The organism is Dyella telluris, from assembly GCF_014297575.1.
Taxonomy (GTDB): Bacteria; Pseudomonadota; Gammaproteobacteria; order Xanthomonadales; family Rhodanobacteraceae; genus Dyella; species Dyella telluris.
Window position 1 is genome coordinate 4,699,608 of record NZ_CP060412.1, and the last position, 24,817, is coordinate 4,724,424.

The 24,817-nt window shown below is 63.6% G+C and carries 21 protein-coding genes; 13 read left to right on the forward strand and 8 right to left on the reverse strand.

Features of this window, described 5'->3' with window-relative positions; translation table 11 throughout:
• Positions 1-220: 220 nt before the first annotated feature.
• Entirely contained in the window at positions 221-2,908 is a 2,688-nt protein-coding gene (locus H8F01_RS20475) for a LuxR C-terminal-related transcriptional regulator (RefSeq protein ID WP_187056845.1), read from the reverse strand.
• 467 nt (positions 2,909-3,375) lie between these two features.
• On the opposite strand from H8F01_RS20475, the gene H8F01_RS20480 reads away from it, so the two are divergent.
• The 9 genes from H8F01_RS20480 to H8F01_RS20520 all read left to right on the forward strand — a co-directional run bounded on the left by H8F01_RS20480 (position 3,376) and on the right by H8F01_RS20520 (position 14,114).
• Positions 3,376-4,368 (forward strand): universal stress protein, encoded by a 993-nt coding sequence (locus tag H8F01_RS20480; protein ID WP_187056846.1) that lies wholly within the window; start codon positions 3,376-3,378, stop codon positions 4,366-4,368.
• Positions 4,369-4,436: 68 nt separating this feature from the next.
• Positions 4,437-5,417 carry a quinone oxidoreductase family protein gene (locus H8F01_RS20485; RefSeq protein ID WP_187056847.1) on the forward strand — a complete coding sequence of 327 codons (981 nt, stop codon included), beginning with the start codon at positions 4,437-4,439 and terminating at the stop codon, positions 5,415-5,417.
• An 8-nt stretch (positions 5,418-5,425) separates the two neighbouring features.
• Positions 5,426-6,274: a TauD/TfdA dioxygenase family protein gene (locus tag H8F01_RS20490; protein WP_187056848.1), complete on the forward strand. Its 849-nt coding sequence runs from the start codon at positions 5,426-5,428 to the stop codon at positions 6,272-6,274.
• A gap of 37 nt (positions 6,275-6,311) precedes the next feature.
• A complete protein-coding gene (locus H8F01_RS20495; protein WP_187056849.1) occupies positions 6,312-7,370 on the forward strand; it encodes a beta-keto acid cleavage family enzyme in 1,059 nt (352 codons plus the stop codon).
• 112 nt (positions 7,371-7,482) lie between these two features.
• Positions 7,483-8,802, forward strand: coding sequence for an MFS transporter (locus H8F01_RS20500; RefSeq protein WP_187059410.1), 1,320 nt, complete (start codon positions 7,483-7,485; stop codon positions 8,800-8,802).
• Between the two features lie 34 nt (positions 8,803-8,836).
• Positions 8,837-9,388 carry an RBBP9/YdeN family alpha/beta hydrolase gene (locus tag H8F01_RS20505; RefSeq protein WP_187056850.1) on the forward strand — a complete coding sequence of 184 codons (552 nt, stop codon included), beginning with the start codon at positions 8,837-8,839 and terminating at the stop codon, positions 9,386-9,388.
• 8 nt (positions 9,389-9,396) lie between these two features.
• Positions 9,397-10,077: a DsbA family oxidoreductase gene (locus H8F01_RS20510; protein WP_187056851.1), complete on the forward strand. Its 681-nt coding sequence runs from the start codon at positions 9,397-9,399 to the stop codon at positions 10,075-10,077.
• A 400-nt stretch (positions 10,078-10,477) separates the two neighbouring features.
• Complete coding sequence (locus tag H8F01_RS20515) at positions 10,478-12,289, forward strand: DUF1302 domain-containing protein (RefSeq protein WP_187056852.1); 1,812 nt, start codon at positions 10,478-10,480, stop codon at positions 12,287-12,289.
• A 187-nt stretch (positions 12,290-12,476) separates the two neighbouring features.
• Positions 12,477-14,114, forward strand: a complete 1,638-nt coding sequence (locus H8F01_RS20520) for a 3-(methylthio)propionyl-CoA ligase (protein WP_187056853.1) — start codon at positions 12,477-12,479, stop codon at positions 14,112-14,114.
• A 45-nt stretch (positions 14,115-14,159) separates the two neighbouring features.
• On the opposite strand, the gene H8F01_RS20525 is transcribed toward H8F01_RS20520, so the two are convergent.
• Complete coding sequence (locus tag H8F01_RS20525) at positions 14,160-14,618, reverse strand: hypothetical protein (protein ID WP_187056854.1); 459 nt, start codon at positions 14,616-14,618, stop codon at positions 14,160-14,162.
• Between the two features lie 330 nt (positions 14,619-14,948).
• On the opposite strand from H8F01_RS20525, the gene H8F01_RS20530 reads away from it, so the two are divergent.
• Genes H8F01_RS20530 through H8F01_RS20540 form a run of 3 tightly spaced genes read left to right on the forward strand, consistent with a single transcriptional unit; the run spans position 14,949 to position 18,661 of the window.
• Positions 14,949-16,418 carry an efflux transporter outer membrane subunit gene (locus H8F01_RS20530; protein WP_222615696.1) on the forward strand — a complete coding sequence of 490 codons (1,470 nt, stop codon included), beginning with the start codon at positions 14,949-14,951 and terminating at the stop codon, positions 16,416-16,418.
• Between the two features lie 60 nt (positions 16,419-16,478).
• On the forward strand, positions 16,479-17,624 hold the full coding sequence (locus H8F01_RS20535) for an HlyD family secretion protein (protein WP_187056856.1): 1,146 nt from the start codon (positions 16,479-16,481) through the stop codon (positions 17,622-17,624).
• A 35-nt stretch (positions 17,625-17,659) separates the two neighbouring features.
• Positions 17,660-18,661 carry a DUF2955 domain-containing protein gene (locus tag H8F01_RS20540; protein WP_187056857.1) on the forward strand — a complete coding sequence of 334 codons (1,002 nt, stop codon included), beginning with the start codon at positions 17,660-17,662 and terminating at the stop codon, positions 18,659-18,661.
• Positions 18,662-18,734: 73 nt separating this feature from the next.
• On the opposite strand, the gene H8F01_RS20545 is transcribed toward H8F01_RS20540, so the two are convergent.
• Both H8F01_RS20545 and H8F01_RS20550 read right to left on the reverse strand, forming a co-directional pair.
• Positions 18,735-19,565: an alpha/beta fold hydrolase gene (locus tag H8F01_RS20545; protein WP_187056858.1), complete on the reverse strand. Its 831-nt coding sequence runs from the start codon at positions 19,563-19,565 to the stop codon at positions 18,735-18,737.
• 380 nt (positions 19,566-19,945) lie between these two features.
• On the reverse strand, positions 19,946-20,473 hold the full coding sequence (locus H8F01_RS20550; protein ID WP_187056859.1) for an SRPBCC family protein: 528 nt from the start codon (positions 20,471-20,473) through the stop codon (positions 19,946-19,948).
• 90 nt (positions 20,474-20,563) lie between these two features.
• Here H8F01_RS20550 and H8F01_RS20555 point away from each other — a divergent pair, with 90 nt between their 5' ends.
• The gene (locus H8F01_RS20555) at positions 20,564-20,839 is read left to right on the forward strand and encodes a hypothetical protein (protein ID WP_187056860.1); all 276 of its coding nucleotides are present in this window, start codon (positions 20,564-20,566) and stop codon (positions 20,837-20,839) included.
• A gap of 373 nt (positions 20,840-21,212) precedes the next feature.
• Here the strand turns inward: H8F01_RS20555 and H8F01_RS20560 are convergent, their stop codons facing one another.
• The 4 genes from H8F01_RS20560 to H8F01_RS20575 all read right to left on the reverse strand — a co-directional run bounded on the left by H8F01_RS20560 (position 21,213) and on the right by H8F01_RS20575 (position 24,668).
• A complete protein-coding gene (locus tag H8F01_RS20560; protein ID WP_187056861.1) occupies positions 21,213-21,785 on the reverse strand; it encodes a hypothetical protein in 573 nt (190 codons plus the stop codon).
• A 147-nt stretch (positions 21,786-21,932) separates the two neighbouring features.
• The gene (locus H8F01_RS20565; RefSeq protein ID WP_187056862.1) at positions 21,933-23,675 is read right to left on the reverse strand and encodes a CocE/NonD family hydrolase; all 1,743 of its coding nucleotides are present in this window, start codon (positions 23,673-23,675) and stop codon (positions 21,933-21,935) included.
• An 80-nt stretch (positions 23,676-23,755) separates the two neighbouring features.
• Entirely contained in the window at positions 23,756-24,109 is a 354-nt protein-coding gene (locus H8F01_RS20570) for a VOC family protein (RefSeq protein ID WP_187056863.1), read from the reverse strand.
• Between the two features lie 100 nt (positions 24,110-24,209).
• Complete coding sequence (locus tag H8F01_RS20575; RefSeq protein ID WP_187056864.1) at positions 24,210-24,668, reverse strand: VOC family protein; 459 nt, start codon at positions 24,666-24,668, stop codon at positions 24,210-24,212.
• Positions 24,669-24,817: the final 149 nt, after the last annotated feature.

Sequence of the window (24,817 nt, forward strand, 5' to 3'; positions counted from 1 at the left end):
ACGCTCTACGTTGCCTGGCTTTCGTCACCGGTTACCGCGCCCGGCCTTGCCGGCAGGGACACGCCAAGGCGGTCGATACCCATTGTTAGGAGCGCTCGAATCCATACCCCCCCCAAAACGTCGGGGGAGGGGCAAACAGGCAAGGAGGGGTGGCTATCCGCCCATGGGCCGAACCACGGGATTGACGGGGCGGCCATGGCGCGCCCGGCCGACGTTGCGGCTATTCCAGGCCCTGGATGAGACCGAGCAGCTGCGCGCGGTGAACGACATGCCGGCGCGTACCCACGCCCAGCTTGCCGAACAGATTCTTCAGATGCCATTTCACCGTGGCCTCACCCACGGCCATGGCCTGTGCAATCTCTTTGTTTGACAGGTTGCGCGCGAGGAATTCGAGCACCTCGCGCTCCTTGGGCGTCAACACCATGCTTGGCATGACGCGAGGGCCGCCTTGTCGCTGATCTGCGGGCGGGGGAACCACGCGCGAGGGTGAAGCAGCGCCCGGGGCCGGTTCGCCGCTGGTCTCCTCCATCACGCGATAGGCCCAGTCGGTGAGCACCGGATGCGTGTCGGTGAACAGCCGCACGAAGCCAAAGGTCCGGGCCAGGCTCATGGCCTCGATCATCAGCGTGCGGCCGTCTTCGCCATTGCGATCCAGCGCAAAGGCACGAAGCGCCATGCATTCGATGCGGAAGCGCCCCAGGCGGGCCTGTTCGGCCAAAGGCGCGGCCCTCGCCACGGATTCGAGCACGCCGGGCCAATCCTGCGCCGCCATGGCGCCGTAGGCGTGCGCCATGGCGCTCACCATCTCCACGTTCCGTCGCCACAGGGGGCCACGGCGAGGGATCTCGCTGGCGACCAGCTCGTCAATGCGGGTGATCAGTGCCGCGCACGTCTCGCGGCGAAAGCGGCTGGCGTGCAGGCGCACCTGTTCTCCCAGGCTGGCAATGCACAGGCGCGGCAGTCGCCGTGCCGCGCCAATGGCGAAACATGATTCCAGGATATCCAGCGCACGGTGCTCCTCGCCCTGCGCCGCCGCCACGCGCGTCACCGTGCGATAACCGAGCAGGATCGACTCGGGCGCCCCAACTCGTTCCAGGACATCCAGGCGATTGGCCAGCAAGGCCAGCGCTTCGTCCATCCGGTCGCGCTCGTAGGCAATCGAGGCGAGCAAGGCGGCGAACATGCACGACAGAGGGTGCCGCCGCCCGAACTTTGCATCGATGGAAACCAAGGCCGCGCGTAGACCCTCTTCGGCGAGAAGGATCTGTCCCTCCCACGCGAAACTCAGGCCGGTGATGAAATCGCGCCAGCGCACCGCGTAGTCGGGCTCTCTGGACAATTCCGCGCCTGGCGCAGCGCACAGGCGCCGGGCCTCCGCCGGGTCGCCCTGCAGCAAGGCCATCATGGCAAGGCGGTTGAGGTGCATCCGATGGAATTTCGGCTCGTTGCCCGGCGGGACTTCCTTCCACGGGGCCAGCATGCCGACGCAACGGTCCGGGTCATCGGCGTAGTAGGCCGCACCGCTGGCAATCAGCACGCACTCGTAACGCAAGGCGAGATTCACGTCAGGTCGCGACAGGATCAGGCCGACCATGCGTTCGGCTTCTTCGTGACGCTCGCTCACGGCAAGCGACCATGCCGCAGCCAGACGCAACTGAGGATGTTGATCAAGCACGGACTCGGGCAGTACATCGAGCCATTCGCGCATCGTGCCCATGTGGCCCTGGATCACGGCCTCGTAAAGGCCTTTCTGCGCCAGATCCACGGCCACGCCTTCCCTGCCCGCTTCTCGCGCATGACGGGCGGCCTGGGTGAGCATGCCATGGGCTGCCAGCCAGTCCTGCGCGTGGCCATGCAGGTCGGCCCGCTCCTGCGCAGGCAGTTCGGCCAGCCGCAGGCGCAGTGCATCGGAGGCGAGCAGGTGCAGGCGGCACCAGTCGGAGTCTTCGCCGACGACGAAGATCGGCGTTTCGCGGGCAAGCCGCGCCAGGCGCTGCGGCGCGCCCTGGTCGCCCGTGAGCGCGATGCAGAGATCCGGATGCAGCTGATCCACCACCGCCACCCGGGTGAGGAAAGCCACGTCCTCTGGCGCGAGCTTGGCCGTCAGCGCCTCGACCAGCTGGTTGCGTGAGTCGGGTGAGTGCGGCCCCACGATGCTGCGCAGGTCGCTGCCCCGCTCCATCGCTGCCAGCACCAGCTGCAGGCCCAGCGGCCAGCCTTCGGTCAATTCGTGCAAGCGGGCGCACGTGTCAGGATCCGCCTTGGCGCCGATGCGATTGCGCACCAGGCCAATGGTCTCCTCCAGCGTGAATCGCAGCGTCTCGATGCCCACGGAGGTGGACAATCCGTACGCGCGCAGGTCGGCCACCATCGAATCGAGATCGGCGCGCCCCGCCGCCACGACACGCAGGTTCGGTGGCGCATTGTGCAGCAGATAGTTGAGCGCAGCCTGGCTGCTCGGGTGCAGGCGCTCGGCCTCATCGATCATCAGCACCATCGACAACGAGGCCTGGGCTACTTCGCTAAGCCAAGCGGTGACACCTTCGTACTCGCCGAATGCCACCGAGGCGCTTTCCAGCAGCGTTGCGCCGAACTGCGGCCGACCACACCCCATGCGCACCGCAAGCACCAGGCTGTGCAGCATGCGCTGGGGGTCAGGGCTTCCGTCTGCGGAGATCCAGGCAACCGCCCATCCGCGCGCGAGATATTCATGTCGCCATTGCGCCAGTAGCGAGGTCTTGCCAAACCCCGCTGGCGCCTGCACCAGGATGAATGGCCGGTCGCGGAACTGTTCGTCGTCCAGGCCCAGTCGTGGGCGCACCAGCAGATAGCGCGGCGCACGCGGCGGCGTGGTTTTCAGGACAAGTTCGGCAATGGCGGGGGCTGCTCCGCCGGGTGTAAGGGCCATCAAGCTGATCCAGGTAGGCTGCCGCGAATTTCCCGAACGAATGTGGCTGGGACACCGCCGCCGCGCCTTGTGCAACCCACCACCGGCATGCGTCCCAAAAACATTGTAGCCACGCCGCAACGGGCGTCGCTACTCGTCACTCACCCTTCACGAGACTCCCCCTCCTAGCCGGGGGGGGCCTCTATGGCCACGCATACCTAGCCTTGGTTGCGTGACAGAACATGTCTGGCGTTCCAGCCGCCTGGCGGCTGAGGCCGGGTTGGCGTTCACGCCAGTCTGGCAGGGGTGGAGTCCCGCAGATGACCCTTCAACCAAAAGGGTTCCACGGTGCGGCCGGGCATGCGCCCGAGAGGAAACGACGGTGGTTTTCATCGCTACCCACGCAAGAGCACATGTTCCGGCAGCCATCGCAGGGTGCGGTGGGGTCGACGCCGGGGTCACGGGTAGTACACCTGTCTGGAGTCTGCATGTATCGCCATCTCCTAGTTCCGCTCGATGACAGCGATCTGACGATCGAAACGGTCAGCAAGGCCGTGAATCTCGCGCGTGCGCTTGGGGCCCGGGTGAGCTTTGTGCATGTGCATGACCGTCGTTCGGCGCCATCCGATGGCAGCGTCGACGAGACGGGCTACGCCCACACCTATCGTGACCGCGCCCGTGCGCTGCTGACCAAGGCCGAAGCGGCAGCGCGTGCGCTCGGCGTGCCTTGCGATTCGCTCATCCTTGATGGCGGCCTGCCGTACCAGGCGATCCTGGATACGGCGCGCAAGTCTGGTTGCGATCTCATCGTCATGGCACCCCACGGTCACCGCACGGTGCGCGGCACGGCGCTTGGCTCGCAGACGGCCAGTGTTCTCACCTCGGGCGAACTGCCCGTACTGGTGTCGTCGGCGCAGGAAGCCGGTCAGGTCCATCCGATGGTCGAGATCATCCGTGATGAGTACCGCGCCCTCTCCGCCGTGCTGCACGCCTGGCTGTACCTGCTCAACCGGGACGCCGCGTGCAGTGCCGAGGATGTCGATCTCATGCGCGCCATGGCCCGCTACGTCGTCGAGCTTCCGCTGTCCCAGCATCATCCGAGAGAGCGGGACTATCTGTTTTTCGTACTGCGTGGCCGCACGGCGGTCGTCCATGCCGAGCTGGATGAACTGGAGCGCCAGCACGAACGCGAGCGCGCGATGGCTGAAGCGCTGGTCGAAAGCGTGGAGCGCTACAGCCAGGGCCAGCTGGTCCTTGGGCAACTTCGTGATGCGGTCGAAAGCTATGCGCACTTCATGTGGGAACACATGGGGCGCGTGGAGGGCGTGATTCTTCCCGTCGCTCAGCGCTATCTGTCCGAAGCCGACTGGAACGGGATCCACACGGCGGCAACCCGCCCCGGCAGCCCTCGCGCCAACGGTGAATCGAAGGCCGCCTTCCGGCAGCTGTTCTCGCGCATGGCACACCTGGCACCGCCATGAAAACACGCCACCCCATGGTCAGCAGTACGCGGCGCCCCGCGCCGATGGCTTGAGTAAAGGAGTATCCCTTGGAACACGCTATCCGTTTTTACGAGTCCGGCAGCCCCGACGTGCTGCGCTACGAATCCGTCCAGGTCGGCGCGCCCGGCCCGGGTGAAGTCCGTTTGCGCCATCAGGCGGTGGGACTCAACTTTGCCGATACGTACTTCCGTAACGGCACCTACCCCATTCCCTTGCCCAACGGTATCGGTGTCGAGGCGGCGGGTATCGTCGAGGCGATCGGCGCGGACGTCGCCAACGTTGCCGTGGGCGATCGGGTGACCTATACCGGCTTCATCAACACGCTGGGCGCGTACAGCACGGCCCGGCTGGTGCCCGCGGCGCCGCTGATCCGCCTGCCGGAAGCCATCGCGTCGGACACGGCGGCGGCCATGACCATGCGTGGCCTCACGGCGGCTTACCTGATGCGTCGCATCTACCCGTTCCAGGCCGGTGAAACGTTGCTGCTGCATGCCGCGGCCGGCGGCGTGGGCCTGATCGTGTCGCAGTGGGCCAAGTTGCTCGGCCTGCGCGTGATTGGCACGGTGTCGACCGAAGAGAAGGCCGCTGTCGCCCGCGCGCACGGTTGCGACGAGGTCATCAACTACAGCTACGAAAACATTGCGGCTCGTGCGCGCGAACTGACCGACGGCAAGGGTGTGTCGGTGGTGTTCGACTCCGTGGGCAAGACCACCTTCACCGCCTCGCTGGATTCCCTGCGCCGGCGCGGACTCATGGTGTGCGTCGGCACGGCCTCCGGCACCATCCCGCCGTTCGATCCGCAGATCATCGCCATGAAGGGCTCGCTGTACCTGACGCGCCCGGCGCTGGCCGACTACATCGCCGACCCGGCGGACAAGGCCGCGCTTGCCGAGGAGCTCTTCGGTCACGTGTCTTCCGGCCGCATCAAGATCGAGATCAACCAGCGGTATGCACTGGAAGACGCGGCCCAGGCGCATCGCGACCTCGAATCGCGCAAGACCACCGGCTCGTCGATCTTCGTCATCTGAGGCACACCATGCGCATCGAGCAACTCACCTGCAACATTGGCGCGGAGCTCTTCGACGTCAACCTTGCGGACGCCGTCCACAACGATGACTTGTTCGGCGAGATCAAGGCCGCGCTGCTCAAGCATCGCGTGCTGTTCCTGCGCGACCAGGACATCAGCCGGCAGGATCACGCCGCGTTCGCGCGTCGATTCGGCGAACTGGAAGACCATCCGATCGTCCCCAGCCATCCGGATGCACCCGGGCTGGTGCAGATCTACAAGACACCCGACGCGCCGGTGGATCGCTACGAGAACGCCTGGCACACCGATGCGACGTGGCGCGACATACCGCCCATGGGCTGCGTGCTTCGCTGCGTCGAGTGCCCGCCGGTGGGCGGCGACACCATGTGGACCAACATGGTGGCGGCATACGACATGTTGCCCGCCCACATCAAGAAGCAGATCGCCCCGCTGTACGCGCGCCACAGCATTGAGGCGTCGTTTGGCGCGGCCATGCCCATCGAGCGTCGCCACGCGCTGAGGGAGAAGTATCCGGATGCCGAGCACCCGGTGGTGCGCACGCACCCGGAGACCGGCGAGAAGGTGTTGTTCGTCAACGCCTTCACCACCCACTTCACCAACTTCCATACGAAAGACAACGTGTGTTACGGCCAGGACGCGAATCCTGGCGCAAGCCTGCTGCTGAACTACCTGATCAGCCAGGCACACATTCCCGAATACCAGGTTCGCTGGCGCTGGAGCAAGAACAGCATCGCCATCTGGGACAACCGCTCCACGCAGCACTACGCGGTCATGGACTACCCGCCCTGCCATCGAAAGATGGAGCGCGCTGGCATCGTCGGCGACGCCACGTTCTGAACCCCTTCCCATCATCTGCAGAGCAACAGGACACGCCATGAACTTTCTCGACGGTTCGCTGATTCCCGAGTACCAGGACAAGCTGGTCATCACCGCTGCGCCTTATGGCCCGGAGTGGATCCCTTCGGATTTTCCCGAGGACATCCCCGTCACCATGGCCGAGCAGATCCAGAAGGCGGTGGATTGCTACAACGCCGGCGCCAGCGTGCTTCACCTGCACGTGCGCGAACTGGACGGCCGCGGCTCCAAGCGCCTGTCGATGTTCAATGAACTGATCGCGGGCGTGCGCAAGGCCGTGCCCGACATGGTCATCCAGGTCGGCGGCTCCATTTCCTTTGCGCCGGAAACCGACGGCGCCAGCGCCAAGTGGCTGAAGGACGACACGCGCCACATGCTGGCCGAGCTCGATCCCAAGCCCGATCAGGTGACGGTGACGGTCAACACGGTGCAGATGAATATCGTCGAGCAGATGGAGATGGCCGACCTGGCCGGCACCTCCATCGCCGAGCCGCAGACCTACCAGGCCTATCGCGAAATGATCGTGCCGTCCGGCCCGGGTTTCATCGAGGAACACATCAAGCGCCTCAGCGCGGCCGGCATCCAGAGCGCCTTCCAGTTCTACAACATCAACAGCTACGAGACCGTTGAGCGACTGATCCGTCGCGGCGTCTATAAGGGCCCGCTGGTGATGAACTGGGTGGCGATCGGCGGCGGCATGGATGCGCCCAACATCTACAACATGGCCAACTTCCTGCGCGCCATTCCCGACGGCTCCATGCTGACCGTCGAGAGCAGCATGCGCAACGTGCTTCCCATCAACATGATGGGCATCGCCATGGGCCTGCACGTGCGCTGCGGCATCGAGGACAACCTGTGGAACCAGTCGCGCACCGCCAAGATGACCACGGTGGAGCAGATCGAACAACTGGTGCGCATTTCGCGCGAGTTTGGCCGTGACATCGCCAATGGCAAGGAAGCGCGCGAGATCCTGAAGATCGGCGTGTTCTACGACACCATCGAGGAGACGTTGGCCGCCAATGGGTTTTCACCCAACCGCAAGCCGGCGAAGCCGGGACTGGCTGAACTTGCAGCCTGAGTCGTAACAGCCTGCGGATCCGGTCAACGCCGTTTCCGCAGGCCGCCGGCGTGACGCAAGCCGTCACGCCATCACATCCGGCAGCGTTGCCGGCGAGGAGACCACCTTGGGAATGCATTACGTCGAGGCATCCACACTGGGAACCCCGGTCACGTCCGTGGCCCGGCCGCGCTTGTATGCGTGGCTGGTGTTCGCACTCACGTTCGGCCTGCTCCTGTCGGACTACATGTCGCGCCAGGTGCTCAATGCCGTCTTTCCACTGCTGAAGGCCGAATGGGGCCTGTCAGACACACAACTGGGCTCATTGTCCGGCGTGGTCGCGCTGCTGGTGGGTGTGCTGACGTTCCCGCTCTCCGTGATGGCGGATCGATGGGGGCGCGTGCGCAGCATCCTCCTGATGGCGACGCTCTGGAGCCTGGCGACGCTCGGCTGTGCCATTTCCACCAACTACGGCCAGATGCTGACGGCGCGCTTTTTTGTCGGCCTGGGCGAAGCTGCCTATGGCAGCGTGGGCATTGCGCTGATCATCGGCATTTTTCCGTCACACCTGCGCTCCACGCTCACCGGTGCCTTCATGGCCGGCGGCGCGTTTGGCTCGGTGGTGGGCATGGCCCTCGGCGGTGTATTCGCCGCCCGATTTGGCTGGCGCTCGGCGTTTGTCGCCATGGCGATCTTTGGCGCCGCGCTGGTCGTGACATATGCATTGACGGTCAACGAGCGTCGCATGCGCGGAAGCGCGACCGGCACCACGGAGCCGCGAGAGATACGTCCCGGCTTCAGGCTGTCGCTGCGCAATCTTTTTGCCGGGCTGTTCTCCACCACGTCGGTGATCTGCGCGTACATCGGTAGCGGCCTGCAGCTGTTCATCATGGCGGCCGTCATCGCGTGGATGCCCAGCTATCTCAATCGCTATTACGCGATGCAACCGGACAAGGCCGGCGTTACTGCCGCGGTGTTCGTGCTCATTGGCGCGATCGGCATGGTGGTGTGCGGCGCCGTCACCGATCGTGTGTGTCGTCACTCGCCGCCACGAAAAATGGCCATGGCGATCGTGTACTGCCTGACCACGGCCGCCATCCTGGGTGTTGCATTCCAGATGACGCCGGGCGCCTCCCAGCTGATCGCCATCGGCCTGGGCATGTTCCTCGTTGCAGGCACATGCGGCCCGGCCGGAGCCATGGTCGCCAACCTCACGCCCACTCCCATTCACGCCACGGCTTTCGCCACGCTCACGCTTGCCAACAATCTCCTGGGCCTTGCCCCGGGACCCCTGCTGACGGGCGTGCTGGCAGATCACGTGGGCCTGCTGGACGCGTTCAAGCTCATTCCCCTGATGGCACTGTTTGCCGCCCTCGCCTTCTGGATTGGCCGCGCCCACTACGCAGATGACATCGATCGTGTGCGTGCGCCGACGCTGGCCACGGAAGCCTGACCGCTGTCGGGCAGATATCTGACGGAATTTCCACGTGACCAGTCCGACGATTCTTCTTGTACCTGGCCTGCGCGACCATGTCGCAGACCACTGGCAGACCCTGCTGGAAGCGAAACTCCCCAATGCGCGCTCCGTGCCGCCATTGGCGCATGACAAGCTGAGCCGGGCCGCCCGCGTGGCGGCGCTGGACGAAGCACTGGCAGGCATCGACGGACCGGTGATACTCGTCGCGCACAGCGCAGGCGTGATGATCACCGTGCACTGGGCACAGACGCATAAGCGCCCCATCCACGGTGCACTGCTTGCAACACCTGCTGATCTGGAGTCACCGATGCCAGCGGGTTATCCGGGCATGGACACGCTGAGCGAACACGGCTGGCTGCCGGTTCCTCACACGCCGTTGCCCTTCCCCTCGGTGGTCGCCTTCAGCGACAACGACCCTCTGTGCTCGGCGCCGCGTGCTGCCGAGTTGGCCAACCAGTGGGGCAGCATGCTGGTGGAACTGGGCGAGGTCGGGCATCTCAATCCGGCGGCTGGCTACGGGCCGTGGCCGATGGCCGAAACACTCATCCATACACTGCTGTGACCGGGCAGATGACGGTTACCGAGACCCCGGTACGCAAGCGGGTCCAGGCCGAGTTCTACTTCGACCTGATCTGCCCCTGGTGCATGATTGGCAAGCGTCAGCTGGAGCAAGCCATCGATCTGCTGGTGGCGGCCTATCCCGATACGGTTGTCGACGTGCAATGGAAGTCGCTACCGCTGATGCCCGATATGCCACCGGAAGGCAAACCTTTCCAGGCGTTCTACCGGCAGCGACTGGGCAGCGCCCAGGCCGTGGAATCCAGGCGCAGCCAGATCCGTGAGGTGGGTGACACCTATGGCATCCAGTTCCAGTTCGACCGCATCGAGTGGATGCCCAACACCATCGCCGCGCATCGCCTGGTCTGGCAGGCCGGAGAGATGGGCGGGCCGGCGCTGCAGTCGCACGTCATTGACGAGCTTTTCCACGCCTATTTTCTTCGTGGCGTACACATAGGCGAGCCAAGGGCGCTGGCGGACATCGCCGAGATCTATGGGATGTCACCCGCTGCAAGCATCTGTTCCAGCGTATTGCCTTCGTATGACGCCACGCTTGAGTACTGGCGAGGCGAAGCGAAGCGGAAGAGGCTTTCTGGCGTGCCTGCATTCGTGTTCGGTGATCGCTATTCGCAGGCTGGCGCGATGGATCCAGAAACGCTTGCCCGCGCCATGCTTGGATCCGTTTCTGCCTGATCCGCTTGTCACGTGCACGTTCATTGAACCGCCCTGCGCCCACGCATTGCGCACATGGGGCGATCACGCGTGCATGGCTGAAAGTGGGCCAGGACGGCTCCCCCACCGGACTGGGGGGGGTCTTGCACCCGGCCCGGCTGGAATCTGGGCATACCAGAAGCCACCACTGGCGGCTTCGCCGGAGAGGGAACGCGATTCCCTGCACGTCCACCGCGTGGCGTGCACCCGGCGAATGTGCAGCGCTGGCGGTAGCAACCACCCGAAAGCATTTCACCGCGCAGCTAGGGAAAACTTCATGGGCGGCCTGGCGCGATGGTTCCGGATGCGATGTTCCAGCCGGAAGAGCTGGAACACCGGCGAACTTACAGAGACGGCACAAGACATGGGGGAGGACAGTTGCATGAAAAAGTTTGAAGGGGGGATCGAGCGCCGCGGCGTTCCGGCCATTCGCCGGACGGCACTGGCTCTTGCCGTGGCACTCGGCTCGATGAGTTCCGTACACGCAGTCGAATTCAACACGGGCAATCCCGATCTTGATATCCGCTGGGACAACACCGTTCGCTACAACCTTGGCCAGCGCGCGCATTCGCAGGATCAGTCGATCCTCAACAGCCCCAACAATGACGATGGCGACCGCAATTTCGGCAACCACGCCATCGTCACCAATCGCGTGGACCTGATCAGCGAGTTCGATCTCGTCTACAAGAAGAACTACGGCTTTCGCGTCAGCGCCGATGGCTGGTACGACAACGCGTACAACTCGCTGGACAACAATCACGTCTCGTCGTCCAACCACATCGTCGACGGCAAGCCCGCGCTCGGCCTTCCCAACTACACGGAACGCTATTTCGAGGGCCCGTCTGGCCAGATTCTCGATGCCTTCGTGTTTGCCAATTTCGACATCGGCGGTGTGAACGTCAACACCAAGGCCGGTCGTTACGACCTGTTCTGGGGCGAGGCGCTGCTCAATCCGATCCACTCGCTGAGCTACGGCCAGTCGCCACTGGACATCGGCAAGCTGCTGACCGTTCCGGGCGCGACTGCCAAGGAGCTGTTCCGCCCGCGTCCGCAGCTTTCGGCGCAGGTCCAGGCCACGCCTACCCTCTCGTTTGAAGGCCAGTACTACCTCGGCTGGGAGCAGGTGTATTACCCCGAGTCGGGTTCCTACATGGACCCGAACGATGCGGTATTGAAGGGCGGCCAGTCGATCTACATCAACGCCACCCAACGCGCGCTACGCGGCCAGGATATCGAGCCGAACGGCACCGGCGACTGGGGCGTGTCGATGCACTGGAGCCCGGAGTCCATCAACTCCACCATCGGCCTCTACTATCGCAACACTTCCGACATCCAGCCCCAGTTCATGCTGACGCCGGCGGTTGCACCCAACGTGCCGGCCGCTGCATGCAAGGCGCTTGGCTACAAGTCGCTCACGCCGACCATCTGCTACATCAATCCGGCGATGGCCAGCGTGCAGCAGGTACTGGGCGGCAATATCGGCCAATACAATGCAACCTATGCCGATAACATCGACATCTATGGCGCAAGCTTCGCCAAGCAGATCCTGGGCGTCAGCTTCAGTGCCGAAGTGAACTACCGCCACAACATGCCGCTGGTGAGCATCCCGGTGCAGTTGCTGCCGACGCCGCTGGCCAACAAGGTGGTGGGTGCGATCAACACGGCGCCGACCGACGGCAACACGGCGGGTGCGCGCGGTGATACCTGGCATGCCGTCACCGACTTTGCCGGCGTGGTACCCAAGACCCCGGTGTTCGACACGGCCAACTACGTGGTCGAATTTGTGTGGAGCCGCTGGGACAAGGTCACGCAGAATCCCAACGCCTTTGAAGGCACCAGCCCCGGCTATGCCGGCATCGACAAGCCGACCCGCAACTACACCGGCACCCAGCTCAGCTTCACGCCGACCTGGTTCCAGGTGTATCCGGGTGTCGACCTGCTTGCCCCGATGACCTACACGATGGGCCTGTCCGGCAATTCCGCGGTTACCTTTGGCGGCAACAAGGGCATGGGCAACTTCTCCTTCGGTGTCGGCGCGGATGTGCAACAGCGCTATCGCTTCGACCTGAAATACATCGGCTATGTGGGTCGCCTTGCCGTCAACCAGGTCGGCGTGGTCACCTCCAGCGCTGGCCTGGCGTCGTTGCTGCGCGACCGCAACTACATCGATCTCACCTTCCAGACCACGTTCTGACGGAGTCCTCCCGATGCCGTCGCGTGACGCGCGGCGGCATCGGGCGAACCCGGCACGGATAGAAGCCCTTGGCAACTTCACGCAACAAACCGGTGAAGCAGTGTCATCACCCAAAGGGCCAACGTGTCATGCACGTGTGTCGCCATCGCTCCATGCACTTCCCCTGCCTCTTACGCGGAACCCGACAATGATTGGTTTGATGATGCAGCAGCCGCTCCTTGTCGCGTCCCTGTTGAACCACGCCACCCGTCATCACGCCGATCAAGAGATCGTGTCGCGTCGGGTCGAAGGCGATATCCATCGCTACCGGTTCGTTGATCTTGGCGTGCGATCGCGTCGCCTGGCGACGGCGCTCGCCGCGCTGGGTATCCAGCCCGGTGACCGTGTCGCCACCCTCGCCTGGAACGGCTATCGCCACCTGGAACTGAATTTCGCTGTTTCCGGGTCCGGCGCTGTTCTCCATACCATCAACCCGCGGCTGCATCTGGACCAGATCGCCTATATCGTCGAGCACGCGGACGATCGCGCCATCTTCTTCGACCTGACCTTCCTTCCCATCATCGATGCCCTGCAGGCGCGACTCTCCACGCCGCGGCTGTTTGTTGCCATGTGCGATGTGGCCTGCATGCCGCCGTTGCACGATTCGCTGCTGTGCTACGAGTGGTTGATCGACAGCCACCGAAGCGACTACGAATGGCCGTCGATGGACGAAAACACGGCATCGTCGCTGTGCTACACATCGGGGACCACGGGCAACCCCAAGGGCGTGCTCTACAGCCACCGATCCACGGTGTTGCATTCCTATGCGGGCGCGCTGCCGGATGCATTCAATTGCTCCACGCGCGACACCATCCTGCCCGTGGTGCCGATGTTCCACGTCAATGCCTGGGGCTTGCCGTTCATCGCCTGCATGGTCGGCGCGAAACTGGTGCTGCCGGGCCCGGCACTGGATGGAAGGTCGCTCTACGAACTGATCGAAGCCGAACAGGTGACCATGTCCGCCGGCGTACCCACGATCTGGCAGGGCCTGCTTGCCCATGTCGCCGAGCGTGAGGGCACGTTCTCGTCCATGAAGCGCACCGTGATCGGCGGCGCGCCCTGCCCCACCTCGATGGCGGCCCAATTCCAGAAAGTGCACAACGTAGATGTACTGCACGCCTGGGGCATGACTGAGCTGAGTCCGTTGGGTACGGTCTGCAGCCTGAAGCCGGCACAGCTCGCACTGTCCGAAGACGAGCGTTACGCCATCCAGGCCAAGCAGGGGCGCGCCGTGTTCGGGATCGACATGAAGATCGTCGACCCCAACGGCAAGGCGCTCTCGTGGGACGGCGAGTCAGTCGGCGACCTGCTAGTGCGCGGCCCCTGGGTGGCCAGCGCCTACTTTGGCGACACAGCCACTTCGCCGCTACGCGACGGCTGGTTCCCCACCGGGGACATGGCCCGCATCGACCGCGACGGCTTCATGCAGATCACCGACCGCAGCAAGGACGTGATCAAGTCCGGTGGCGAATGGATCAGCTCGATCGATATCGAGAACATCGCCTGCCTGCACCCCGGCGTGGCCAGCGCTACCTGCATCGGCGTGCGCCACCCGAAGTGGGACGAACGTCCTTTGCTGCTGGTCACGCGAACCAAGGGAAGCGCCGTGGAGAAGGACGAATTGCTGTCGTTCTTCGACGGCAAGCTCGCCCGCTGGTGGAAGCCCGACGACGTGGTCTTCCTTGATGGCTTTCCGCTTGGAGCCACCGGCAAGGTACTCAAGAACAGGCTACGGGAGCAGTACGGAGACCACTACACCGGCTTCGATGCCTCGAAACAGGCGTAGTTCTGACGCTGCCCCTGCGCCACCCTTGAACGGGCGACCCCAGGCTCAGCCGCCCAGCTTCCGGTACAACCGGACCACCAGCTCTTCGGCGACCAGCATGACCACGACCACGACGATGAGCGAGATGAGGCCGTGCCAAGGGCCGGTGAAATGGACGTCTTTGCCGAAGAGTTGCGCAATGGCCTCGAGTATCACGAACTTCGAGCCGAACAGCACCAGCCATGCGCAGAAGAAGCGCAGGAAGCGCATGAACCCGCCCTTCTTTTTCGCGAAGTACTCGCCAACCTTGTGCTCCACGGCCACGGTCGCCCGCAGCAACACCTGCAGCACGATGGCGGCGAGCAATGAGGTGGTGAACGTGTCGACATATACGTGCTGCCAGTACTCCGCAAAGAGGTTCAGCACCACCAGGTCGATCAGCACGCCAGTGAAGTAGCGGACAAACAGGCGCTGCCTGTTTGACGGTGCTTCGGCGGTTATTGGCAAAAGCGCGTCGCTGCTCATGACAGGGCCCCTTCGGTATCACGACAGAGCGCATGACATCGTGAAGCCCAAGGCTGCACGCTCCGCGCCGACGACTCAGAATACCGCGAAGCGCCGAGTTAGGAAGGGGGTGCGAACACCATAGCTCATGGCCTAAGTAAAACTACGGCTGGCTAACCGTATCGGATATGGCACCGTGTCAGTACACAGGCATTGATTGCGGTATCTTTGCACGGGACTTCCATGCGGCATCTTGACCGGTACTTTGCCAGGCGAGAGGAAGGTGGCGTGAGTTGGGGGACTCGAATCGGCAGGTTTTCATTGCCCGTCTCCGTGGCCTTGGTGGCAGCCGTGTGCGCGATTGGCGGCTGCACGCTTGGCCCCGACTACGTGCGCCCATCGGCAGTCACGCCGAACGCTTTTCGCTTCGCCGGCGACGTGCCCGCCACGCCAGCTTCTGAATCGACCCTCACACCATTGCCGGCGTGGTGGAAGTCTTTCGGTGATGCGGATCTCGATGCCTTGGTCGATGAGGGGCTGGCAGCCAACCATGACCTGCGCATCGCCACGGCCCGGGTAGAGGCATTTTCCGCACAGGTGGTGGTGACGGGTGCGCAAGGCCTGCCCCAGGTGGGTTACGGTGCCAGCGCGGCGCGGCAAAAGGTGAGTAGCAGCACCACGGCGTTGCCGCCGGGCTCCAGCGGTATTGGCGAGAACTACACCGCAATGGTGTCTGCGAGCTGGGAGCTGGATCTCTGGGGGCGCCTGCGGCGCGAGAACGAAGCGGCACGCGCCAACCTGCTGGCAACGGAGCAGGCGCGCCTGGGTGTTGCGCTCACCGTGGTGTCCAGCATCGTTACCGGTTACATCACCCTGCTGGACCTGGACCGGCAACTTGAGATCTCGCAGGCCACACTGGAAGGCCGCAAGAGCAGCGTCGATGTGTTCAAGATGCGACTGGAGGGTGGCGCTGTTTCCGAATTTGAAATGATGCAGGTCACCGCCGAATACGAAACCGCGGCAGCGGCCATTCCCACGCTGCAGCAGGCGATTGCCCAGCAGGAGCATGCGCTGTCCATTCTGGTGGGCCGCAACCCCGGGCCCATTGTGCGCAGGCACACGCTGGAGCAATTGACGCAGCCACCCGTGCCTGCCGGCCTTCCCTCCGACCTGATTGCCAGGCGACCGGATATCCTGCAGGCAGAGCAGCAACTGGTGGCGGCCAACGCCGCGATTGGCGTTGCACGCACGCTCTACTTCCCCTCGATATCGCTGACGGCGGCCGCCGGCACGGCCAGTCGCGAGCTCAATACCCTGTTCACCGGTCCCTCCCGCACGTGGTCGTTTGCCGGCCAGTTGGCCGGCCCCCTCTTCGCCGGGGGCAGCATTGCCGCCCTCAACCAGCAGGCCCGGGCTCAGCACGACCAGGCGGTGGAGGCTTATCAGCTGAGCATCCAGAACGCTTTTCGTGATGTGGACGATGCCTTGGCAACCATCAAGGCCAAGCGCGAGCTGGTCGTGGTGCTGGAACGACAAGTGACCGCATTGACCCGCGCCGTCGAGCTGACGCGCGAGCGCTATGACAACGGTTACACCGACTACCTCGAGGTGCTCGATACCGAGCGCAGCCTGTTCAATTCGCAACTCTCCTTGAGTTCGGCCCAGGGCGACAAGTACCAGGCGCTGGTGAGTCTCTATCGCGCACTGGGAGGCGACTGGATAGACCAGGTGGCGCCGCTGCCGGTGGCGCAGCAGCCGCCGGAACATGGGCACGTTTCCAACGCAGTGAACTCGCCTGTCGCCAAGGCAGGCTCGCAATGACCCTCTTGATGAAGCCTCTTGCCATCCACGCCTTCATCACCCGCCCCGGGGATCGCCTCCATGACTGAGGAAAGCGCCACCACCATGGAAGCCTCGCCGGAAAAGGCGCCGCCAGCGGCAGCGAAACCGGCTGGTGCCGGGAAGGTGCAGCGAATCATCAAGCTGACGCTGCTCCTGCTGCTGGCGATGTTTGTCTATCACGTCATCGCCGATCGCTTTACGCCGTACACCTCGCAGGCAACCTTGAGCGTGTTTCTGGTGGAGATTGCACCGGAGGTGACTGGCCCGGTGATGTCGGTGGATGTGCATGACAACCAGAAAGTGAAGAAAGGCCAGGTGCTCTTCCGCATTGATCCGGAGTCATTCCAGATCTCCCTTCAGGCCGCCCAGGCCAACCTGGCCGTGGCCAGGCAATCGGCGGATGCGTCGGCGGCCGATGTCCAGGTGGCGGATGCCACGGTGGGACGGCAACGCGTGGACTACGCGGCGTCACAGAAGCTGGGCAAGATCGTGCTGGACCTGTCAGCCAAGAAGGCACTGTCGGAAACCTCGGCCATTCGAGCGCAGGCAGACATCGACAAGACGCGCGCCGACATCACGCGCGGCGAAGCCGAGGCGGTGCGCGCTCGCATCAAGATGGGCGGCACCGGCAATGACAACCCCCAGGTGCGTCAGGCGCTTGTCGCGGTCGATCAGGCGCAGCTTGATCTGACCCGGACCACCGTGGGGGCGCCGGGTGACGGCGTCATTACCAACCTGCGCCTGTCCCCCGGGCAGTTCGCCAGCCGGGGCCAGGCCGTGCTCAGTTTCGTTTCCGACGGGCCGCGCTGGGTCAATGCAGCCATGCGTGAGAACCAGCTTGGCCATATCGCGCCGGGCGATCGCGCCTACGTGGTTTTCGACGACCAGCCAGGCGTGGTCCATGCCGCGCGCGTGGACAGCATCGGCTGGGGCGTTGCACAAGGCGGGGATACGCCCAGCGGACAGCTTCCCACGGTGAACGCACCCAGCGGCTGGTTGCGTGAGCCCCAGCGCTTCCCTGTGCGCATCGTGCTTGATCCTCCCGCGGATGGCTCATCCCCACTGCCACCCGGTCGCAGCGGTGCACAGGCCAACGTGGTGGTGCTTACGCGCGACACCTCGCTGATGAACCCGCTGGCACGCCTGTGGATATGGGTGATCGCCATGCTCAGCTACCTGCGATGAAAGCGCACGCGGCCCCTGCAGCCCCGGAAGATGTCGTGACGCTGCATGCGACGCTGCGCTTTGCCGTCGGCGTCACGGCTGCCTTCGTGGTGGGCGAGGCAATGGACTGGTTTCCCAGTTTTCTCGCGCCGGTGCTCGCGGCCGCGCTGCTGGCCAGCCTGCCCGCGCGGCCATCGCTCAGGATGGCGCTTGGACTTTTGATAGTCATGACGGTCGCGTCGCTGTTCGCTTTCGTCATCGCGTCGCAGCTGCGCGGCACGCCCTTCGTTCTGTTCGGGCTGATTGCCTTGTGCGTGTTTCTTGCATTCTTTGCCATGCTGAGCGGACGCCCCGCGTTTCCAGCGCTGCTTTTTCTGATCTGCCTTGCCACCATTCCGGTGATTGCCATGATCGCGCCGGCGCAGGCCGGTACGCTTCCCGTGGCCTTTGTCCGCGGCATGGCCGTCGCATTGGTGACTATCTGGCTGGTCTACGGGCTGTGGCCGCAAACAGCGGCACCGAAGCCCGCGCCGCCACCGCCTTCGCACATGCCCGATCCTGTCACCATGGCATTGGGTGGTGCTGCGGTCGTTGTCCCGCTGATGCTGGTCTACCTGCTGTACGGACTGGCGGACGCTTTGCCGGTGATGATCGCCACGGTCATGCTGGTGGCAAACTTTGATCTGAATCGCGGCCGATTGCATGCGTTGGCCATGATCGTCGGCAACTTCGCCGGCGGCTTTCTTGGGCTGGTGCTCCATACGATATTGACGACCACGCCATCGCTGGTCTTCCTTGCCGGCCTGCTTTTCTTCACCTTGCTCTTCTTCGGGCAGCGCATGGCGGCTGGTGGCCCCACGGCGCCGATTGCCCTGCTGGCGTGCAACGCCATGCTGATCATCCTGGGCTCGGCGATATCGTCAGACTCCCCTACCCTGTCCCTCTGGATGGTGCGTGTCTTCCAGTTTGCGGTCGCCGGCATGTTCGCCATCGGCACCATGAGCCTGCTCTGGCATCGTGCATCCCATGCGGGCCCCGGAAAGCCGCAGAACCCGTAGCGCGCGCACTTCGCTGATCCCTTCCTGCGAATTGCGCCGGGGTGGTAGCGACCACCCCGGGCGCCCTTGAACGCTAGCTCTTGATGAAGGCCAGAAGGTCGGCGTTGATGGTGTCCGCCTCGGTCGTGGGCATCCCGTGCGGGAAGCCCTTGTAGATCTTCAGCGTGCTGTTGCGGGCCAGCTTGGCCGAGAGTACGCCCGCGTCCTCGTAAGGGACGATCTGGTCGTCATCGCCATGCATCACGAGCACGGGGATCGTGGTGCCCTTCAGATCCTCGGTGAAGTCCGTCTGCGAGAAGGCCACGATACCGTCGTAATGGGCCTTGGCGCCGCCCATCATGCCCTGGCGCCACCAGTTCAGGACGACGGCCTGCTGGGGCTTCGCGTTGGGCCGGTTGTAGCCATAGAACGGGCCAGCGGCCAGGTCGTAGTAGAACTGCGAGCGGTTGGCTGCCAGCTGGGCCTGGAGATCGTCAAAGACCTTCTTGTCCAGGCCGCCGGGATTGGCCGGCGTCTTCACCATGATGGGCGGAACGGCACTGATGAGCACCGCCTTGGCCACCTTGTCTTCGCCATGCCGGGCCACGTAATGGATCACCTCGCCACCGCCGGTGGAATGACCCACGTGCACAGCTTTCCGCACACCCAGGTGCGTCACCACGGCAGCGGTGTCGTCGGCGTAGTGATCCATGTCGTGGCCATCCGATACCTGACTCGACCGCCCATGACCGCGACGATCATGCGCCACCACACGGAAACCCTTGGACAGGAAAAAGAGCATCTGGTTATCCCAGTCGTCCGCGCTCAATGGCCAACCATGGTGGAAGTAAACAACCGGAGCGTCCTTCGGACCCCAGTCCTTGTAGAAAATCTCGACACCGTCCTTTGTGGTCACGTATCCCATATCGCGTCTCCTCTGGTGAAGTTCGGCCATGAATCGGTGACACGCTCTCCGGCGGCAATCCGTTGCCAGGGCATGGGCGCTGGCAACGTCGGCGAAGGACGGTAGCGGCATGCACGGAGCCGGCCGCAGGGAGCGTTGAGTGGGTGGAGCATGGTGCAGCCTGGGTTGGCCGCTCGAAGAGCGTAGCCCCAAAGTGCGTCGCAAGGTCAACCATTTTCGTTTTGCGTGCACGAAGAATCGCGGCGGGGATCGGAATCGGCCACGAGGTCCCACCCATTCCTGACTTCCTGGCCAGGATTCTCTACGTGAGCTTCACGTGGGAGGCGATTTGCCCGTGGCCGTCAACAGGCTCTATACGACGCTGTCGCGCACCCACCGGCTCACGGCTTGCTCGACAGCGCGCTCACCAGTGCGCGTCGCCACTCGTCGATCATGGCCGTGTAGTGCGCGTCGGTAGTGAACTTGGTGGCGAATGCATCGCCCTTGGGAGTCAGGCCGGTCAGTGTGTAGGTCACGTCGATGGCGCTGCCACTGCCCTCCTCGGAGCAGCGCACGTCAACGAGCCCGATGTTGGAGTCCTCCGCCAGGCGTGCATAACTGACGCGACCGGCGACAGGGTCGTATTCCGTAACGATCCAGGTGGTGACCTGTCCATCCGGATGACGCGTGCGGAACGCGCTGCCGCGATGCTCGCTGCCACTGAGCTGCTCGGGATTCCAGCCCTCTGCCCACTGCTTTTCACCAGCGGCGGTGAACAGCGGGAACACGCGCTGGCACGGGGCGTCCAGATGAAAGCGCCGGGTGTTGGAGTGAGGTTCGGAGGCCATGACAGCGGGGGAGCCAGCCAGTGCCCACCCAAGGATCCATAGACTGCGCACGAAGTGCGCCCTTCCGGTGAGCTGCAGCATGGCGCCACATCCTCGTAGGTGGTATGTTGGTACCAAGGTACTCATATACCAGTAACGGTGCAAGCCCCGCCGCCACGGAGAAACAACCAGATGCCCCCTGCAAAGAAGACAGCCGCACGGCCGCCCGCGCCACCGGTGGAACGTATCCAGACCGGCGTACGGCTGGAAAAACGGCTGCTCAAGGTGCTCAAAGGCCTCGCCGAATCGCTGGATCTGTCGCTAGGTGACCTGCTGGAAGGCATTGCGCTCCACGCACTGGAGAACAAGCCGCCCTTCTCCACCGCAACGCTGAAGAAGATCAGCGACCTGAAGCGCATCTACGATCTCGACCTCACGGCAGCCGACAGTCATCAACTGCGCGAATGACGGGCGCTATGTCAATGCATTTCCAATGCGGGTAGCCAACAAGTAGCCCGGATGAAGCGCAGCGGGAATCCGGGGAGGCGCCTGGCAAAAGCGCAAAATCAATGAATCGCGGCATCGACTCGTGACGCGCCGTGCCACCCGGATTCTCGCGGCGCTTCATCCGGGCCACGGGATACCGCGCGACCCACTTCGAGCGTGAATTCCATGCGGGATACGCGATCGTCATGACGGGTGATGAACTCAATGCCACCTTCCGCTCCGGGCACGCATCGCCCGGCAATTCCATGCAGGCCCAGCCTTGAAAAACGAAGGGTCGCCTGAGCGACCCCTCGTCTGATTCATGTCTCAGTCGCACGCAACAGAACGACGTTTGTCACTCGCCGCTTTCAGTCGACTGCGTATCACCATGCACACCCAGCGTGCGTACCTGCAGCTGCTTGCCATCCGGCGTGGCCTCGGAAACCTGCAGGGAGCCACCACTGGCCGCAGCACCCTTCGCCATCACGATGGGTGAACCCTGGCCATCCTCCAGTATGAACATGGTGCCGCCCTTGCCGTCGACCATCATGCCCATGCGGTCGCGGGGTACGCCCTTTTCCGAATGCTGCGCGTCCAGCCCCAACGCAACACTGCCATTGGCCATGGTGGCCAAGCCGCCACGCTCGATGCCGGTGGTGTCGTAAACGACCAGGCCAGCCACGCGGCTCTTGCGGTTGCCGCCCGGCGGATCCTCGCCAACCCGCACTCGCACCGTGCCCGTATCGTCCACGGCATAGATGCGATGGGCGCGTATCTCGCGTTGGGTGATGCCACCCACGCCATACCAGGCCAGAAACATGGCGACCACCAACACAAGCAAACCGACCATACCCCAGCGCGTGCGTCGCAATGAACGCTCAAGCTGGGTCAGACGCACGTCAACGGCTTCCGGCGATACGGAGGTCATGCGCATTCCTTTTCGGGGTTGGGTGCGACGGACGGTAGCACCCATTCAGTTGTCACGACAATCAAGTTATAGGGACTGCTGACCAGGTAGCCAGCTACGCTCGGGCACACCTCCCAATCGAACGCATCGACGACGGCAGTGACTGAATCACCCCCTGGGCGGCGACGCCGGCCGGCACGGCAGGAATGCAAGGGAGCCACACGCAGGCTCCGGGCCTTTGACTTCCGCATCCGGCAACACCGGCACGACAATCCTCGACGGATAAGTCGGCGACGAGTACACGCTGTTGAATCCGGGCAGGCTCAGTGACTGAAGCCCCCAGTCCGGCTGCGGGATCGCCGATGGCGAGCTCACCATTACCTGCAACTTATGACCTTTTCGAAGAACGGCACCGATGGGCGGGAGCGAAAGATCGAATTCGTAGACCTTGCCTGGAACCAGTGGCGCCGGCTTGTCGAAGTCTCGATAGACGAACTGCGGCGTGCTCTGCGCGCCGTCGATTTCACGCATGGATGCACGGAGGAATCTTCGCTGGAGATACTGCACATCGCCATTGGGGTAGACGTCATGCAGCGACACGACAAAGTCGGTATCGGCGTTGTCGGATGACGCGAACAGATGCACCTGGATGGCGCCGAGAATGGTGAGGTCTTTTGCGAGCGGCGCACTGGTCCATGCCAGGGTACCGGTGGGGTCTGGCGCAAGCGAGAACTGGGCGTTGCTACCGATCAGTTCCGTGCCTGGGCCAAAGACGTAGCGCCGTGGCTTGTCGTCACCCTGCTTGGCGGCGTCGTCACGGGTGAGCGACCCGTCGCCGTTCAACTGGAATGTCTGTTCCTGCGCACCGGGAACTGGCCAGTCCGCGTAGTGCGTTTCCCAGGCAGCCACAGGCGGTACCTTGCCGCCCAGCTCCCAGTACACCGTCACCCTTGGCAGTTTTTCGGCCCCATTGTTCGCGCCCTTCACCCAGTGATCCATCCACTTGACCAGCATGCTCTGAAAGGCTGGTTGCATGTACGTCCAACCGTGGCCGCCGGGAGAGAGCGCCATCCACTTCGGCGCCTTGAGGCGCGCATACATCTGGGTAGCGCCATTCACCGACGTCTCGTGGTCCTGCCAGCTTTGCGAGATGAACGTGGGCACCTGCACCCGCTCCACATAGTCGGCAAGTGATCGCACTTTCCACCACGCGTCAAACCCGGCGTGGCTGCTGGTCTGCTCCACCAGGGTCGGTGCGGCGTGGGCTGCCATGTTGGCCCTGCACTCCTGGTCACCCCACGCCACCCGGGCCTGTGCACCGACCGCGGCAATTCCCGGCTGAAGCAGCAGGCTCCAGCGGGAAGCGAAGCCGACGTTGTAGATGCCACCCGGCCAGACAATGTCGTCGTACGTATTCATGGTGATCGCCGATGGCGATATGGCGCGCAGCGCCTTGGGGTGTTGCGCGGCGACCAGAAGCTGCGTGTGCCCGGGATACGAAACACCAATCATGCCGACCCGGCGATTGCTCCAGGGCTGGTGACTGATCCAGTCGATGATGTCGGCCCCATCAGGCCCTTCGTGCGGACCGAACAGGTCATGCTGCCCCTGCGAGCACCCGGTTCCCCGCACATTCGCTGTTACAACGGCGTAGCCCGCCTTCAGCCAGAGCTTGTCGGGTGCGCTGCCGCCACCCAGATACGGCTCGTACTGGAAAACCGTGGGGAACGTGCCATGTGCTGCGGGAAGATAAACCACATAGGCAAGGCGGGTGCCGTCTTGCGTCGTCACGTAGCCGAACTGCCGCGGGTAGTCAGTTCCTGCAGGTGGAGCATCGGCTGCTGTAACGCATGCTCCGGCCATCAGCGAGAACAACAGAAGCATCCCTTTACCGCCAGCGTGTGCGCTCATCCCGACTCCTTCCTGAAATCGACTTCAACCCATGGGTTTGGACGGCCGTTCGAACCTGGCCCCGATGGCCTGCCTCTTGTCTAACGGAGGCGGGTTGGCCAACCCACCCTGACCAGCGTGTCGTCAGGCGCATTCACGGCGAACTCGTACATGCCCCACGGCGTGTCACTGGGGCCGGCATCGATCTCTTCGCGAAATGCGGCGGCAAGCTCATCGACATCCCTGCGGTAGAGGTAAAGCCCGAAGGGGTTACTTCCTGGCACGAGCCATCCTTGCACCGCCTGATTCAGATGAATGTGGGCGCCGTAACCATCGGCGAGCATTCGATAGTCGCCGGAGCTTCCTTGCTCACGCTTGAAGCCGAGCCGCATGAAGAACGCCTCGGTACGGTCAAGATCGTTGCACGGAAGGATCGCAACCAGGTTCGATTCCATATCACCATCTCTCCTGCGGGCTTTTCTCACTCAAGAACGTGCATGTCAGCCGGATGCCGGGCCGCCCATGAAGTTCCATCCGGTACGGTTGTCGGCAGGCCTAGTGCTTCGGTTGCCAGAGCTCGACCTTGTTTCCTTCGGGGTCGAGAATCCAGGTAAAGCGGCCGTTCGGATCGCTGTCGTCACGCTTGAGTATCGTGACGCCTTTGGATTTCAACCGCGCAAGCAACGCATCCATGTCGTCCACGGCGTAGTCGATTATCAGTCCACTGGTGGATGGATCAAAGTACTTTGTCGTTGCCGGAAACGCGTTCCATGCCAGTGCGGGAGGATGATTCGGCGCGTCATAGCGAAGGGCCGCCCCTCCCCACACTTCCACCGGCATGCCCAGCACATCGCGATACCACGCTGCGAGAGCCTTGGGGTCCTTCGCCTTGAAGAAGATGCCACCGACGCCGGTGATGTGCCCGGGCGGAGGCGTCGGCGCGGGCGCGGCAGTCGCCACGCCGGCCATCAAAAGCACACTCAGACACTGAAGAAAAAGCCATCGCCCGTTCATTCGAGTCCTCCCGCTTCGGGTCACGCCTGCTTGACCGCGACTGGTTATCTCAACGCATGGGGAGCGATCGTGCCGCCGTGAAATGGAGGCGGTCAATAGGCTGACGGAGAACGCGCTGCGATCACGGACTGGTTCGCAGCCAGCGGGAT

Excerpts from the sequence above, each read along its gene's own strand:
- H8F01_RS20475 (WP_187056845.1), bottom strand. The coding sequence starts at position 2,908 with ATGGCCCTTACACCCGGCGGAGCAGCCCCCGCCATTGCCGAACTTGTC.
- H8F01_RS20480 (WP_187056846.1), top strand. The coding sequence starts at position 3,376 with ATGTATCGCCATCTCCTAGTTCCGCTCGATGACAGCGATCTGACGATC.
- H8F01_RS20490 (WP_187056848.1), top strand. The coding sequence starts at position 5,426 with ATGCGCATCGAGCAACTCACCTGCAACATTGGCGCGGAGCTCTTCGAC.
- H8F01_RS20495 (WP_187056849.1), top strand. The coding sequence starts at position 6,312 with ATGAACTTTCTCGACGGTTCGCTGATTCCCGAGTACCAGGACAAGCTG.
- H8F01_RS20500 (WP_187059410.1), top strand. The coding sequence starts at position 7,483 with ATGCATTACGTCGAGGCATCCACACTGGGAACCCCGGTCACGTCCGTG.
- H8F01_RS20510 (WP_187056851.1), top strand. The coding sequence starts at position 9,397 with ATGACGGTTACCGAGACCCCGGTACGCAAGCGGGTCCAGGCCGAGTTC.
- H8F01_RS20515 (WP_187056852.1), top strand. The coding sequence starts at position 10,478 with ATGAAAAAGTTTGAAGGGGGGATCGAGCGCCGCGGCGTTCCGGCCATT.
- H8F01_RS20520 (WP_187056853.1), top strand. The coding sequence starts at position 12,477 with ATGATTGGTTTGATGATGCAGCAGCCGCTCCTTGTCGCGTCCCTGTTG.
- H8F01_RS20525 (WP_187056854.1), bottom strand. The coding sequence starts at position 14,618 with ATGAGCAGCGACGCGCTTTTGCCAATAACCGCCGAAGCACCGTCAAAC.
- H8F01_RS20535 (WP_187056856.1), top strand. The coding sequence starts at position 16,479 with ATGACTGAGGAAAGCGCCACCACCATGGAAGCCTCGCCGGAAAAGGCG.
- H8F01_RS20545 (WP_187056858.1), bottom strand. The coding sequence starts at position 19,565 with ATGGGATACGTGACCACAAAGGACGGTGTCGAGATTTTCTACAAGGAC.
- H8F01_RS20550 (WP_187056859.1), bottom strand. The coding sequence starts at position 20,473 with ATGCTGCAGCTCACCGGAAGGGCGCACTTCGTGCGCAGTCTATGGATC.
- H8F01_RS20555 (WP_187056860.1), top strand. The coding sequence starts at position 20,564 with ATGCCCCCTGCAAAGAAGACAGCCGCACGGCCGCCCGCGCCACCGGTG.
- H8F01_RS20560 (WP_187056861.1), bottom strand. The coding sequence starts at position 21,785 with ATGACCTCCGTATCGCCGGAAGCCGTTGACGTGCGTCTGACCCAGCTT.
- H8F01_RS20565 (WP_187056862.1), bottom strand. The coding sequence starts at position 23,675 with ATGAGCGCACACGCTGGCGGTAAAGGGATGCTTCTGTTGTTCTCGCTG.
- H8F01_RS20570 (WP_187056863.1), bottom strand. The coding sequence starts at position 24,109 with ATGGAATCGAACCTGGTTGCGATCCTTCCGTGCAACGATCTTGACCGT.
- H8F01_RS20575 (WP_187056864.1), bottom strand. The coding sequence starts at position 24,668 with ATGAACGGGCGATGGCTTTTTCTTCAGTGTCTGAGTGTGCTTTTGATG.